This window comes from Brevibacterium sp. HMSC07C04 (assembly GCF_001815905.1).
GTDB lineage: Bacteria > Actinomycetota > Actinomycetes > Actinomycetales > Brevibacteriaceae > Brevibacterium.
In genome coordinates, this window is sequence record NZ_KV823268.1 from 1 (window position 1) to 13664 (window position 13664).

Below are 13664 nucleotides of genomic sequence, written 5' to 3' on the forward strand. Positions count from 1 at the left end.
GATTGTTGTTCGCGTCCACACCAACCACCCACACGCCACCCCAGAAGGGTGACAACACGTGAGACACACTGGTTGGCCACAAACCTTGAGTAATCAATACCCCCAAAGATTTTGCGGTGGTAAAAGCGTCAGGGAAACGCCCGGTCCCCATTCCGAACCCGGAAGCTAAGCCTGACAGCGCTGATGGTACTGCACACACGTGTGGGAGAGTAAGACACCGCCGCAACCACACCACAAATGAAGGCCCTGACAGGACCTGGTCGAGCACCACTGCTCCCAGAACCCCTGCCAGGGCCTTCACCCATTCACAAAGACTTCTTCTTGAACGCTGTAGTTCGCTCTTCCTTTTGCGCCCCGAGCACCACAGCGTGCCTGGGGCGTTTTTGTCTGCTCTCTCAGCCGTGTTTTATTCGCCGCAGTAGGCTGGGAGCTGTGAAGCGAGGAGACAGGAAATGCGCATAGCCTTTCTGACTGGAGCTGGTCTGAGCACCGCTGCCGGTATACCTGACTTTCGAGGCCCGCAGGGTGTGTGGACGCGCGATCCCCTCGCAGAGCGCATGTCCACCCTGTCGTGGTATCTGAAAAGCCCCGAAGTGCGTGAACGCGCCTGGCAGATGCGCCTTGAATCCGGCATCTGGGCGGCATCGCCAACCGAAGCTCACTACCGCATCGCGAAAGCTGAAGAGCAGGCCGACGTCAAAGCAGTCGTTACGCAGAACACCGACGGCCTGCACACGCTCGCTGGTTCCACTCCGGCCAAGGTACTCGAAGTTCACGGCAGTGCGCGCGCCTGGAAGTGCGAAGAGTGTGAAGCTTCCGGGCCCATGGAAGACATGATTCGCCGGGTCAAAGACGGTGAGCCAGACCCTGCATGCCCGCAGTGCGGTGGCATCACTCGTGCAACCACCATCCTGTTTGAGGAAGTGCTGCAGACTGACGTCATTGAAGCGGCCTTCGATGCTGCAGAGAACTGCGACTGGATCATCGCGATTGGGACCTCGCTTTCTGTCACTCCTGTTGCACATATGTTCCCCATGGCGATCGAGGCCGGTGCTCACGGTCTGATCCTCAATGCTGAGCCGACGCCATTTGATCCCTATGCCGACGAGGTGGTTCGCGGCGATCTGCAGGACACGGTCCCACGGGTGCTCGACGAGCTGCTTGAAACGCCTGGCACTATAGAGGGATGAAGCCGATGAAGTCATCAAAATCTGCCCTGTCACATATGGCGATCGCCGCTGACCCGCTGGGGGAGGACGCCCCAACTGCTGAAGCTTACGAAGCTGTTTCAGCTCGTGTATCGAAAGTTCAGCGGTTCAGGGTTCTCGACATTCTCGGCCGCGTTGCCCAGCTGCGTGCCGAAGGCCGTGATGTCATCTCGCTGTGCGTGGGCGAGCCCGGCCAGGGCGCGCCGACTGCTGTGCGCCAGCGCGCTGCCGAAGCTGTTCTTGATGGCACTGACTTGGGGTACTCTCCGGTGGAGGGCATCGCGCCTCTGCGCGAAGCGCTGGCAGGTCATTACAAACGCTGGTATGACGTTGACATCGATCCGAGCCGATTCATTGTCACAGCGGGCTCTTCCGGCGCGTTCCAACTGTCGTTCCTCACCTGCTTCGACGTGGGCGATAGGGTCGCACTCGCCCGCCCCGGCTACGCCGCCTACAAGAACATCCTCAAAGCGCTCGGCATCGACGTGGTTGAGCTCGACTGCGGCGAGGAAGTCCGCTTCCAACCGACCGTTGAGATGCTGGAAGAGGAACACGAAAAGGCTCCCCTGTCGGGTGTCATGGTTGCCTCACCAGCCAACCCGACCGGCACCATGATCGACGCCGAACACATGGCTGAGCTTGCTGACTGGTGCGATCGCGAAGGCGTGCGGCTGATCTCTGATGAGATTTACCACGGCATCACGTTCGGCGATTCCGTCGGCACAACCGCGGTCGAATGCTCTGATGAAGCCATTGTCATCAGCTCGTTCTCCAAGTACTGGGGCATGACCGGCTGGCGACTGGGCTGGATGATCGTCCCGGAAGAACTCGTCGAGCCCATCAAGGCACTCGCCGGCAACCTCACGCTGTGCGCCCCCGTGCCGTCCCAGTTTGCGGCAATCGAGGCATTCTCAGAAAGCGCCTATGAAGAGGGTGCAAAAGCCGTTGAGGGCTTTGCCGCCGCCCGTCAGGCCGTTCTCGATGCCGTCGACGATCTTGGCTGGACCGGCCTTGCCCCTGCTGACGGGGCGTTTTACATGTACGCAACGATCACCCCGGCCCTCGGCGAATTCGCTGACGCTGTTGACTGGTGTGCCGCGCTGCTGGAAGAAGAGGGCGTGGCCGTCTCGCCGGGCAGCGACTTCGACAGCGTCCACGGCGACTACGCCGTGCGCATCTCACTTGCGGCAGGCCATGAGGCCGTCGTTGAAGCCCTCGAGCGCATCAAACGGTTCCAGGCCCGCCACAAGGCCTGATACACGACCAGGTGAGAAAAGGGACGAGGTGGAGCTCCACCTCGTCCCTTTCCGTGCCGATTCTGGGGTCACCAGAACCGGCTCAACGCTCACTCCTGGCGCAGTGAGGGGCGGATGGCATCGAGGACGGCCACGTCTTCAATTGTCGACGGAACAGCTGCGTCTGCTTTGCCTTCGGCGATTTCGCGCATTGTTTTGCGCAGGATCTTGCCGGAGCGGGTTTTGGGCAGAGCTTCGACAACGGTGGCCGATTTCAGTGCCGCCACCGGCCCGACCTCGACACGGACCTGAGCGACGAGTTCCTTTTCCAGCTGAGCGCGGTCAACGTCTTCGTGCCCTGCTTTGAGCACCACAAGGGCACGGGGTATCTGACCCTTGACCGGGTCGGAAAGGCCGATCACAGCACACTCGGCAACCGCCGGGTGGGACGCAACGGCAGCTTCGAGTGCACCGGCGGAAAGGCGGTGGCCGGCAACGTTGATGACATCGTCAGTGCGGCCCATCACGTAGACGTAGCCGTCTTCGTCAACACAGCCGCCGTCACCGGTGAGGTAGGCGCCCTCAATAGACGACAGGTAGGAGTCGACATAGCGTTCGTCGTCACCCCACACGGTTGCGAGCGTTCCGGGCGGAAGCGGCAGGCTGACGATGATAAGGCCCTCTTCGCCCGGCTCCATCTGGTTGCCTGCGGCATCGACCACCCGCACGTCATAGCCGGGCACCGGCATAGCTGGCGAACCGGGTTTGATGGGGTATTCGTGCAGGCCGATGGGATTTGCCGCGATCGGCCACCCGGTTTCCGTCTGCCACCAGTTGTCGAACACCGGAATGTCCCGGCCCGTGGCCCGTGCAAGTTTTTCGGTTGTCCACTTGTAGGTTTCCGGGTCGAGGCGCTCCCCGGCCTGGATCCACGCCCGCAGGTGCTGCATGGGGTACTTGGCCATGAGTTCACCTTCGGGGTCTTCCTTGCGGATGACCCGCATGGCTGTCGGCGCACCGTAGAACAGGCGGACGTCGTATTCGTCGACCACCCTGAAGAAGGTACCTGCATCGGGTACGCCGACGGGCTTTCCTTCGAACACGATGGTGGTCACACCCGCCAGCAGCGGCGCGTAGACGATGTAGGAGTGTCCCACTACCCAGCCGACATCTGAGGCGCAGAAGATTGTATGACCGGGGTGCAGGTCGTAGAGGTTCTTCATCGACCACGTGAGTGCCACCGCGTAGCCGCCGGCATCGCGGACAATGCCCTTCGGTTTGCCCGTGGTTCCAGATGTGTACAGCACGTACAGTTCATCCGTCGCCCTGGTGCTCACCGGCGCCGCACCGCTTGGGGTCTGCTCCATCAGCTCATCGAAGGAGTACTCACTGTACTGAGCTCCCGAGGCGGTGGTAGCGTTCTCGCCCTTGATGTCGGCTGGGATCAGGTCGCGTTCATAGACGATGCTCAGAGCAGGAACGTGCTCGACTTCGTCAAGAGCCGCATCGACCATGGGCTTGTATTCGACCTTCCGCGACGGTTCGATGCCGCCGGAGGCCGACACAATAGCCTTGGGCTTGAGGTCGTTGATGCGGACTGCGAGTTCGCGGGCGGAAAAACCGCCGAACACAACCGAGTGAACCGCGCCGATGCGGGCGCAGGCGAGCATTGCCACGACCGCCTGCGGGATCATCGGCATGTAGATGATGACGCGGTCGCCCTTTTCCACACCCTTGTCCTGCAGCACCTTGGCGAAGCGGGCAGTTGTGTCCGTCAGTTCCCTGTAGCTGATCTTCTGTTTGGTGTCCGTGACGGGGGAGTCGTAGATGAGCGCGGTGTCCTCACCGCGGCCGGCTTCGACGTGACGGTCAAGCGCGTTGTAGCAGACGTTGAGTTCGCCGTCGGGAAACCAGCGGTACAGGGGAGCGCGCGAATCGTCGAGAGCGCGCGAGGGCTTGGAGTCCCAGTCGATCCCCTCAGCGGCTTCGAGCCAAAAGGCTTCGCGGTCCTCTGCGGCGCGCCGCGCTGCTGTTTCATAGGCGTTTTCTGTGTTTTCGGCGGTCATGATGCCCCCCCTGTCTGTTGTGTGCCCCACATTGTCTGTGGTGATGTGGGCCACAATACCGTTCGGCTTCGAGTGGCGTGCGGCAGGGGGCATTGGCCAGGAGGGGCGGCCAGGGGAACCAGCCGATGACATCGGCCAGGGGCGTTCGTTCAGTCGCAGAGTTCGGCCGAGTGGGCCAGCGCGTCCTGAATGATGTGTGCTACGTGGTGGTCGGTCACTTCGTAGTGGGCTTCGCGGCCGGAGCGCTGAACGCTGACCAGCCGCTGATTGCGCAGCGTGCGCAGGTGCTGGGACACCAAAGGCTGAGACAGGTTCGTCAGCAGCACGAGCTCGGACACCGTCAGCGGCGAGTGCGACAGTGCAAGCAGAATCCGCAGGCGCGACGGGGTGGCGAGAACCTTGAAGATGTCGGCCGTGAGTTCGATGGCCTGAGCGTCTGTCAGGTCTTCGGGAATGCGAAGTTCGCCGTCGTCATCGAATTTCAGGTGCGGGTATGCATCACGTGCCATGCCCACCAGTGTATTCCAGGCCGGCCGAACCCTCTCAGCGGCTGTTCGGCGCTGTGGCGAGGATGTCGGCGGCCAGCGGCTCCCACTTGCCGTACGCGTCCGGGTGGGCCGAGCGCTGCACAGCCTGTGCGGCGTCGTTCTTGCTCATCTTCTGCCAGCCGGATATCTGTTTGAGCCCGGCGTTCTTGACCTTCGGGTTGACTCCGTAGAACGCGGTTGTGGCGTAGTGGACATTGAGCACCTGACCGTCGGTTCCCCACCCCTGTGAGGGGCGCTGTTGGAACACTCCGAGCGAGTCTCGGTCCCCGTAGGGCAGATTGCGCAGGGAGGATTCCTGCATAGCGGTCATGAGCGCGATTTCGATCCCAGCATCTGACACGGAGTGTTCGCGTCCGATGTCGATGATTTCGCGCGCAATCTCCATCTGTCCCGAATCCAGGGCCGCTGCCGAGGTGGGGGCCAGCTTCTCTGACACCTTCTCTTTGGCTGCCTGCCGCTGATCGGGGTCAGAGAGCACCCCTGTTACTGCGGTTCCCGCTGTGAACAGGCCCAGGGCCAAAAGTGCGGCGGTCACGCCCATGACAGTGCTGCGGAAGTTTCGGCGCCCTTCCCCTTTGCGGCGCCGAACTCTGCGACTCGATGGTCGCCTGCGTACTGTCTTTCTGCGTGCCACGCCCTTACTTTAGGCGCTTGGACTCCACTTGCCGAACTGCTTCCCCAAGAGTCGGGTGGAGCCCAGTGTGCAGGCGCGTCAGCGGATGGCCGGTGCGTCCCGATTGGCATTGAGCAGAGCGGTGGCCAGACCCTCCCACTGGGCGTAGCGATGCGGGTGCCCCGAGCGCTGCACTGCCTGTGCGGCATTGTTTTTGCTCATCTTCTGCCAGCCGGGAATCTGTTTGAGCCCGGCGTTCTTCACCTTCGGGTTGACCCCGTAGAACGCTTTGGCGGAGTAGGTTCGGTCCATGATCTGGGACTTCGAACCCCAGTTGTATTTGGGCCGCTGCTGAAACAGGCCGACGGAGTCCTTGTCGCCGTATCGGATGTTGTACAGGTCCGATTCCTGCTTGGCGGTCATGAGCGCAATGATGATCGCGTCGTCGCTCATGCCCGCACCCTTGCCGACACCGATGATGATGCGGGCGTTGGCCGTCTGGTCGCGGTCGATTCCCCTGGGCTGCGGGCCGGGCTTCACCGTTTTCTTGGCCTGGGCCTTCGGTGCGGATTGTGCGCTGCGCGGCTGCTGGGCCTTGCGCGCTCTGTCGGCCTCTTCGGGAGTCACCCGCTGGGTGGCTGGGCCGCCGACCGAGGTGTAGTCGCCGCCGTCCTGTGCGCTGCTGGTCTGTGAGCCGCTGCCGGCGTGCGGGGTGTTGTGGTCAACGACGTTGCCGCTGAGAGCGCTGGCCGGCCCTGCGAGCAGGAGGGAGCTTGCCGCCGCGCAGCCCAGTGCGGTCGCGGCAGTGTAGATGATTCGCATGATCCTCGTTTCGGGAAGTGGAAGATTCGAGCTCCCAAAACTGTAGCGAATAATCTGTCAAGTTTCACACGCCGGGAAATCCGAAGTGTTACATCTATGTAAGTAGCGTTGTGACCTGCAAAAAGACACGAATGTAGTTAAAAGTCCAAAATCGTTCGCAGAAATCGTCCGAAATGCCGGATGGTTGAAGGGTTGCGGGCTCTGCACAGCTATTGGGCAGGCAAAAGGGGCCCGGCACAGTGCCGAGCCCCTCGCAGCAGAGTTCTCTACGCGGTTCCCCCGTAGTGGGCGGCAATCCTACGCAGGCCCTCTTCAATTGAGACCGCGGGCGTCCAGTTCAAAACGCTGTGCGTGGTCCGCTGATCAAACCAGTGCGCCGTGGAAAGCTGCTCAGCGAGGAACTCCGTGAGCGGCGGCTCGTCTTCGAAATCACCGGCCGTCCAGACTTTCTCAATGACCTTTCCGGCGATCTTCGCAGCACCCACGGGCACACGCAGGGTCGGTTCGGCAGAACCGCCGGCAACCGCAATCCTGCGCATGAGCTCGCCAATGGGGCGCGGCTGCCCGTTCGTCACCACGAGAGCCAGCCCGTGCGTGTGCTGGACCGCTGACAGCGCAGCGACAATCGCGTCCACCGCGTTGTCGATGTAGAGGGTGTCGACCATCGCCAGACCCGAACCCAGCAGAGGCAGCCTTCCCTGTGCAGCCCGGTCGATGATCCTTTCGGTCAGCTGCGGTTCGCCCGGGCCCCACATGAGGTGAGGGCGAAGAGCGAGCACTCGAAAATCATCGTGCGATGCCGCCAGCGCCAAGCGCTCGCCGGCGGCTTTTGTGCGCGCGTAGTCTCCGCGGGCGGCAACGGGGTCCGCCGGTCCAGCGCCGTCGCCGACAAGAGAATCGCCAGCGTGGGCAACCGACGGCGACGAAATGTGCACCATGCGGCCGATTCCAGCCTGCTGGGCCCTTGCAACAATGTTCGCGGTGCCGTCAATATTGACTTTTTCGAAGTCTTCGGGAGCACCGACCATGGACACCTTCGCCGCCATGTGGATGAGCGCATCCTGCCCGGAAACCGCCCGGTCAACAGCTTCCAAGTCCGTGACCGAGCCCTGAACGTCACGCGCGCCTGCAACCCCGGAGGGGCGGCGCTGCAGCGTGGTCACCTCGTGGCCCTGCGCAAGGAGAGCCCGGGCGGTGGAACTTCCCAGAAGACCGGACGCACCGGTGATGAGAACCTTCATCAGACGCTCCTTCCCACCGGCGCGCCGGAAAGCACGCGGGATGCCCACGCTCCCAGCTCCGTGCGGCCGACTTTGGAATTGTGGCGAATATCAGTGGGGAATTCGGGTGCGACGAGAACTGCCGCAACATCGAGGCCCATACGGTCGAGAACCGCCGCGCGGATGGCATCGATCATCGGCTGCGGGGCCAGTCCCGGCCGCAGGTTCTGCGGACCGCCCGGCTCAAGCACCACGACGAGCGCCTGCCTGCCCACCGGGCCGACGCCCACAGCCGCACAGCGGGTCACCCCGTCGGTGCGTTCTGCAATGGACTCAACGGCCCCGGGGCCAATGGGGCCCGTGGGCCCGGCGATGACGTGCTGCACGCGCCCTTCGAGCCACAGACGCCCCTTGGCGTCAAAACGGCCGATGTCGCCCGTGCGATGCCACGGTTTGGCGCCGCCGTGTTCGTCGCGGCGGGAATCGGCGTCAGTCTTCCACAGCCGGTCGTAGCCGTCCTTCAGATGGGCGGCGGAGACGACGAACTCGCTGAGCACGCCGATTCCGTCATCCAGGGGAATCTTGTGTTCGCTGGGCTTGCCCTCGGCATCGAGCGGGGCGAGCATGAAGTCGACCGCGCCGATCGGCTTGCCCACACAGACCCCGCCGACCACCGGCGAATCCGGGTCAGCCGCATCCGCCTCGGCTTCGACAGCACCCGGGAAGTCGATGTTGGTCAGCAGCAGACTCTCCGTCATGCCGTAGGGCGAATTGATCCGCGCGTTCGGGAAGACTTCCGCAATCTGCTCCATGAGCACCGTCGGCACGGGAGCACCGGCAGACAGCGCCAGTTCAATGCCGGCGCACGCCTCGCGCTGCTCAGCACTCAGGGCGTGCGCGGTCTTGACCACGTTCGTGTAGGCGGCAGGTGATGCGAACACCATGGTGCAGCCGGCCTCGACGATGGCGTCAGCAAGAGCAGAAGCGGTCAGGGTGGCGGGCTTCGTCACCGACATGTTCGGCGTGACGCTCACCGCGCCCAGTCCCGGTCCAAGCAGTGCAAAGGGCGCGAAACCGGCAACCAGTCCCGTACCTGGGCGCACATCGAACTCGGCGCTGAGGACGCGCATGAGCTCACCGAGGCCGCGGTGAGTGTACCGCACGCCCTTGGCCGGGCCGGTGGAACCGGAGGTGAAGAGAATCGCGGCATCGTCATCGAGTTCCGGTACGGCAATCGAATCGCGGTCGCGCACAGCCGTCCGCGACAGAGCCGTGATCGACGTTTCGACCTTCAGCGCCCGCGCGCGCAGCCGCGGCAGCGGCAGGACGGAGATTCTGCGTCCCGGCCATCCGCCGGCTCGGGCCAATGTCAGCCCTGGGGTCTCGCCGATGATCCACTGCGGGTCGGCAGCTTTGACCGCCCGAGTCATACCGGCTGGCCCAAGCCCCGCGTCTGCCACAACGACAACACCGCCGACCTTGAGCACCGCGTAGGCGGCCGCCGTGAGATTGTTGCCCGGTTCGATCAGCAGGCTGACCCGATCGCCTTTGCGCAGGCCCATGGCCTTCAAACCTGCCGCAATGTTGTCGACGACTCCGGCCAGCTGGGCCCAGGAAACCGCCTGGGCGGGGTGTGCCGACATGTCGCCACTCGCGATCGAGCGCTCGCGGTGTTTGGCATCGAGCGCTGAGAACACGAAGTCCGGTTCAGGCCCGTCTGCTTGGGCCGGACTGCTTTCTTCTGCCGAGGTGGAAGCTGCCTGAGTCTGCTCAGTCACGTTGGCGTCAAGCCACTGGAAGATGGTCTCCCAGTACGGGACGTCTTCGACGAACAGGTGTGAGGTCTTCTCAAAGCGGTGGATGTCCGCGTGGGGCAGGCGCTCGCGCAGATCGCGCAGGTACCGCTCCAGGAAGACCGGGTCCTTCGGTCCCCACATGAGCAGCGCGGGATTGGGCATGCGGGCGATGTCGGCGGCAACCCGCTGCAGCTCAGCGTAGGAGGGGTGGTTTTCGTTCACCGGAATGTCGGCGACGAAGCCGCCCACTCCGCCGCGGCGCTGCGGGGATGCGTAGGGTCTGCGGTAGGCGCGGCGCAGCGGGTCCGAAATGTTCTTTGACAAGCGCAGCGTGGTGCGGATGAACGCATCGGTGTACACGGTCGAACCGGCCAGCAGCGGGCCTGCCAGCGCCGCTTGCAGAGGCGCTGGGATGGAAGCGTCCTCCGGCTGGTGCACTGCGGTGTTAAGGCTCATGGCGGCACTGATCCGCTCAGTGTTGCGGGCTGCCCAGCCAAGCGAAATGACACCGCCCCAGTCGTGTCCGAGTGTGACCAGCGGAAGACTGTCGTCGACGAGCTCTGAAATGAGCGCGTCAAGCTGGCCTATGCGATCGGCAAGGCGGAAATAGCCGGTGCCGTGCGGTGTGGGCACTGGGTGCTCGATGCGCTCGGAATAGCCCATGTCCAGCTGGTCGGGGGCGATGACTCGCCACGCGGTGCCGCCTGCCTCGGCAGCTTCGAGTGATGCCTGCGCGAGTCTGCGCCACATATACGACCACGTGGGATTGCCGTGCACGGCGACGATGGTGCCGGCCGGTTCCATTCCGATGTCATGCAAAGCCGAAGCGGTGTCGAGAACGTGGAAGGTGTGTTCGCCGACCGTGACCAGGCGGGACCATCGGGGATCCCATTCGGGAAGATTCGGCGGCAGCTGCGCGGCAGCGGCTGGAAGAGGGCTGTTTTCAGACGACAATGAGCTTCTCTCCTCGTAGTGTGCCGGTTTTTACCAGACGATCTCCGTCATGGAGGTGTTGAGACCCGAGCCCACACCCATTGCCAGAACCCGGTCACCGGCTTTGAGCGAATCGACTTCGCGGGCGAGCGTGATCGGCAGCGAAGCGGGGCCCACATTGCCCAGCACCGGGTAGGTCTTCGGCACCCGATCCATGGGGATCTTCGCGGCCTTCGTGATGGCGTTGACGTGCACATCGGACACCTGGTGCATGATGTAGCGGTCCATGTCGGTCCAGTCCCACCCGTTTTCGTGGGCTTCTTCCCACGCCGAGGTGACCAGCTGCATGCCGTTGGACAGCAGGCCCGCGGTGTCGGTGAACATGCCGTCGTGATCGCCCACGCACAGCTCGTGGTTCCACGTGGCCGCACGCGTCACACTGCCGAGGATCCGATGGCCTTCCGGGTGCTTGTCCGCGCGTCCCAGAACGGCGGCCGAGGCACCGGAGCCCAGGGTCAGGGAGGCGAATTCGTTGAGGTATTCGGCGCGGGTGATGCCTTCGCGCTGCAAGCGCTTGAGGGTGGCCCGCTGGACTTTCGACGCGTCTTCGGAGGCCACGACGAGCGCGTACTCGATGGCGCCGGATTCGATCATGGTCGCAGCGACCGCCATCGCGTTGACAAAGCCCAAACAGGCATTGGCGATGTCGAAGTTCATGGCTGACGACGGCAGGCCGATGCCGTCGTGAATCGACACCGCCACCGATGGTTCGAGGTTGGCGCGGGTGACCGACGCGTTGATCATCAGCCCGATCTGCCCGGCTTCGATGCCGGCTGCGGCGAGTGCTTTCTTGCCGGCCGCAACGCCGCCTTCGACGAAGCCGCCGGAGTCTTCTGCCCAGTTGCGGCGCGAATTCACACCCGCGACCCGCTGCAGGAGACCTTCGGGCAGTCCCAGGCGGTCAAGTGTGGACTTCAGCTGTTCGTCGTAGAAGGCGGACGTCACTTCGATGGGTGCAGTCACTTCCGAGACACTCAGAAGGGATGTGTTCTCGTGCCGAAGTGTCGTGTTTCCGTTCAACAGCGTCCAGTTCCTGGTTCCCAGAGCCGGACGGTGAATACGCGCGGCCCCGTTGGATGAATGAATAATGCCCAGTCAATCCTAATGGGTCGGCGCCGCTGTCTTGTCTGGGGTTGCTCCCGGCGGCTGGACTGTCAGCTGATGGCCGCCAGGATGGTGCCCCACATCTTCTGTGCCAGTTCCGGGCTGTACTCCGGTGCGGTGGGATCGCCGAAAAGGTGCGCGCTTCCGGGATAGACGTGCGCGGAAGCCTGCGCGCCTGCCGCCCGAGCCGAATCGATGAGAATCTCAGCCTGTTGCGCATCGACCCATTCGTCGCCCTGCGTATAGTGCATTTGCAGCCAGCAGCCGCCATTCCACGAGGTGGGCTTCGGCACACCGCCGGCGTGGCACAGAAAAGCACCCGCCGCCTGCCGGTGGCGTTTGCCGAAAGACTGCGCCATGGCGGCACCGAGGGAGAACCCGCCGAAATATACGGGTCCCTCAAGTCCCAGTTCTTCCACCGCAGCGGAGGCCCGCTGGGCAAGTGCGGGAAAGCCGACTTCGTCGCGATAGGCGATGCCGTCGGGAACATTGTCGAACACCCTGCCGTCGTAGAAGTCCAGCGTGTGCACCGTGTGGCCGGCTTCTGTGAAGACACCGGCCATACGGCGCATTCCGTCGTTCAGGCCAAGCGCTGAGTGAAAGAGAACGATCTGTGCCATGGTGACGATTCTAAACGTGAGCTGTGACATAATCACGCCGGCAGGGCGCCGGTTTCCGGTGACCAGGCCAGCACACAGCAGAACAGAGGATCATGACCCAGACGATTTCCACCTCGGCCCCGGAGCAGATGACCCCCGGCGCCCGCAGGGCAGTGACAGCATCCGTACTCGGCACCGTCATCGAGTGGTACGACTACGCGCTCTACGGCGCGGTCGCCGGAATGATCATCGGGCCTCTGTTCTTCCCGTCAGACGCCAGCAGCGCCGAAACCTTCGCAGCCCTCGCCACGTTCGGCGTGGGCTTCCTCGCCCGCCCGCTGGGCGGAATCGTGATCGGGCACCTGGGGGATACGCGCGGGCGCAAAGCCGCCATGATCCTCACGATCGTGCTCATGGCCGGTGCGACAGTCGGCATGGGCCTTCTGCCCACCGCGGCACAGGTGGGGATGCTCGCCCCGATCCTGCTGATCCTCCTGCGCTTCGTGCAGGGCTTCGGCGCTGGTGCCGAACTGTCAGGTGCAGTGACCCTCGTGGCCGAATACGTGCCGCTGCGCAGGCGCGGACTCTTCACCGGAATCGTGCTTGCCGCCCCGCCAGCCGGAATCTCCCTGGCCACGGCCGCGTTCTTCATCGTCAGCGGGCTGAGCGAAGAACAGCTGTTCGGCTGGGGATGGCGCGTGCCGTTCCTCGTTTCCGCCGTGCTGTTCCTCGTGGCGTTCTACATTCGCCGCCGCCTGGAGGAGACCCCGGAGTACGTTGCCGCACAAGAACTGGCAGAACAGAAGAAGCGCGACACCACCGCGCCGTTGAAGTACGTTCTGGCGAAGTTCCCCAAGCAGGTCGTTGTCGGCTTCCTGGCCCTCGTCGGCCACAACGCGATGCAGTACACACTGGCCACCTTTTCGATCGGCTTCATGCTCAGCATCGACGGAGGTCTCGACCGTCCCCAGGCCCTGCTGGCAGTTGTCATCGGTTCAGCCGTTGCCGTTGTGACAACACCGTTCGGCGGCATGCTCGCCGACAGGATCGGCGCATCGAAGGTCATGGCGGCAGCCAGCCTCGTTATGGTGGTGCTCAGCGGACCCATCTTCCTTCTGCTGAAGACCGGTGAATTCGGGCCGTCCGCCCTGGCAATCGCTCTGGGCTACGCGCTCATCATCACAGGCACCTCCGGCGGTCAGGGAGCGCTTCTGTCCAACCTGTTCCCCGCGCACGTGCGCCTGTCCGGCATGTCCTTCGTCCGCGAACTCAACGGCGCGCTGGTTGCGGGCTTTTCGCCGATGATCGTGGCCATTCTCATCAGCGCAGCCGGAGGCAGCATTTGGCTGGCAGTCGGCTACCTCATGCTGTGCGGGCTGATCTCCGCGGTGGCAATTCTGCTCTCCGGTCGGATGGGCGACAACGAAAACTCGACGCTGGTCTGATCACACCCGAGGGCT

At 63.5% G+C, this 13664-nt stretch carries 11 protein-coding genes and 1 rRNA gene; 4 read left to right on the forward strand and 8 right to left on the reverse strand.

Annotated features, from left to right (window positions below):
* Positions 1-112 precede the first annotated feature (112 nt).
* From rrf to HMPREF3162_RS07450, 3 genes are all read left to right on the forward strand, one after another.
* A 5S ribosomal RNA gene (gene rrf / locus HMPREF3162_RS07440) occupies positions 113-226 on the forward strand.
* A gap of 226 nt (positions 227-452) precedes the next feature.
* A complete protein-coding gene (locus HMPREF3162_RS07445) occupies positions 453-1190 on the forward strand; it encodes an SIR2 family NAD-dependent protein deacylase (RefSeq protein WP_070777487.1) in 738 nt (245 codons plus the stop codon).
* 5 nt (positions 1191-1195) lie between these two features.
* Positions 1196-2464 carry a pyridoxal phosphate-dependent aminotransferase gene (locus HMPREF3162_RS07450; protein ID WP_256282690.1) on the forward strand — a complete coding sequence of 423 codons (1269 nt, stop codon included), beginning with the start codon at positions 1196-1198 and terminating at the stop codon, positions 2462-2464.
* An 89-nt stretch (positions 2465-2553) separates the two neighbouring features.
* On the opposite strand, the gene HMPREF3162_RS07455 is transcribed toward HMPREF3162_RS07450, so the two are convergent.
* From HMPREF3162_RS07455 to HMPREF3162_RS07490, 8 genes are all read right to left on the reverse strand, one after another.
* On the reverse strand, positions 2554-4509 hold the full coding sequence (locus HMPREF3162_RS07455; RefSeq protein ID WP_070777543.1) for an acetate--CoA ligase: 1956 nt from the start codon (positions 4507-4509) through the stop codon (positions 2554-2556).
* Between the two features lie 149 nt (positions 4510-4658).
* Positions 4659-5024, reverse strand: a complete 366-nt coding sequence (locus tag HMPREF3162_RS07460; protein WP_218079087.1) for an ArsR/SmtB family transcription factor — start codon at positions 5022-5024, stop codon at positions 4659-4661.
* Positions 5025-5052: 28 nt separating this feature from the next.
* Positions 5053-5592 carry a peptidoglycan-binding protein gene (locus HMPREF3162_RS07465; RefSeq protein ID WP_070575396.1) on the reverse strand — a complete coding sequence of 180 codons (540 nt, stop codon included), beginning with the start codon at positions 5590-5592 and terminating at the stop codon, positions 5053-5055.
* A 177-nt stretch (positions 5593-5769) separates the two neighbouring features.
* Entirely contained in the window at positions 5770-6492 is a 723-nt protein-coding gene (locus tag HMPREF3162_RS07470; protein ID WP_083304195.1) for a hypothetical protein, read from the reverse strand.
* A 266-nt stretch (positions 6493-6758) separates the two neighbouring features.
* Positions 6759-7733 (reverse strand): NAD-dependent epimerase/dehydratase family protein, encoded by a 975-nt coding sequence (locus HMPREF3162_RS07475; RefSeq protein WP_070777491.1) that lies wholly within the window; start codon positions 7731-7733, stop codon positions 6759-6761.
* The gene (locus HMPREF3162_RS07480) at positions 7733-10462 is read right to left on the reverse strand and encodes an alpha/beta fold hydrolase (protein ID WP_070777492.1); all 2730 of its coding nucleotides are present in this window, start codon (positions 10460-10462) and stop codon (positions 7733-7735) included. Before HMPREF3162_RS07480 ends, HMPREF3162_RS07475 begins: the two co-directional genes overlap by 1 nt.
* A 30-nt stretch (positions 10463-10492) precedes the next feature.
* Positions 10493-11521, reverse strand: a complete 1029-nt coding sequence (locus HMPREF3162_RS07485; RefSeq protein WP_176747346.1) for a 3-oxoacyl-ACP synthase III — start codon at positions 11519-11521, stop codon at positions 10493-10495.
* A gap of 134 nt (positions 11522-11655) precedes the next feature.
* The gene (locus HMPREF3162_RS07490) at positions 11656-12225 is read right to left on the reverse strand and encodes a dienelactone hydrolase family protein (RefSeq protein WP_070777494.1); all 570 of its coding nucleotides are present in this window, start codon (positions 12223-12225) and stop codon (positions 11656-11658) included.
* 92 nt (positions 12226-12317) lie between these two features.
* Between HMPREF3162_RS07490 and HMPREF3162_RS07495 the strand changes: the two genes are divergently transcribed.
* Positions 12318-13649: an MFS transporter gene (locus HMPREF3162_RS07495; protein WP_070777495.1), complete on the forward strand. Its 1332-nt coding sequence runs from the start codon at positions 12318-12320 to the stop codon at positions 13647-13649.
* Positions 13650-13664 lie beyond the last annotated feature (15 nt).

Excerpts from the sequence above, each read along its gene's own strand:
- HMPREF3162_RS07445 (WP_070777487.1), top strand. The coding sequence starts at position 453 with ATGCGCATAGCCTTTCTGACTGGAGCTGGTCTGAGCACCGCTGCCGGT.
- HMPREF3162_RS07450 (WP_256282690.1), top strand. The coding sequence starts at position 1,196 with ATGAAGTCATCAAAATCTGCCCTGTCACATATGGCGATCGCCGCTGAC.
- HMPREF3162_RS07455 (WP_070777543.1), bottom strand. The coding sequence starts at position 4,509 with ATGACCGCCGAAAACACAGAAAACGCCTATGAAACAGCAGCGCGGCGC.
- HMPREF3162_RS07470 (WP_083304195.1), bottom strand. The coding sequence starts at position 6,492 with ATGCGAATCATCTACACTGCCGCGACCGCACTGGGCTGCGCGGCGGCA.
- HMPREF3162_RS07475 (WP_070777491.1), bottom strand. The coding sequence starts at position 7,733 with ATGAAGGTTCTCATCACCGGTGCGTCCGGTCTTCTGGGAAGTTCCACC.
- HMPREF3162_RS07490 (WP_070777494.1), bottom strand. The coding sequence starts at position 12,225 with ATGGCACAGATCGTTCTCTTTCACTCAGCGCTTGGCCTGAACGACGGA.
- HMPREF3162_RS07495 (WP_070777495.1), top strand. The coding sequence starts at position 12,318 with ATGACCCAGACGATTTCCACCTCGGCCCCGGAGCAGATGACCCCCGGC.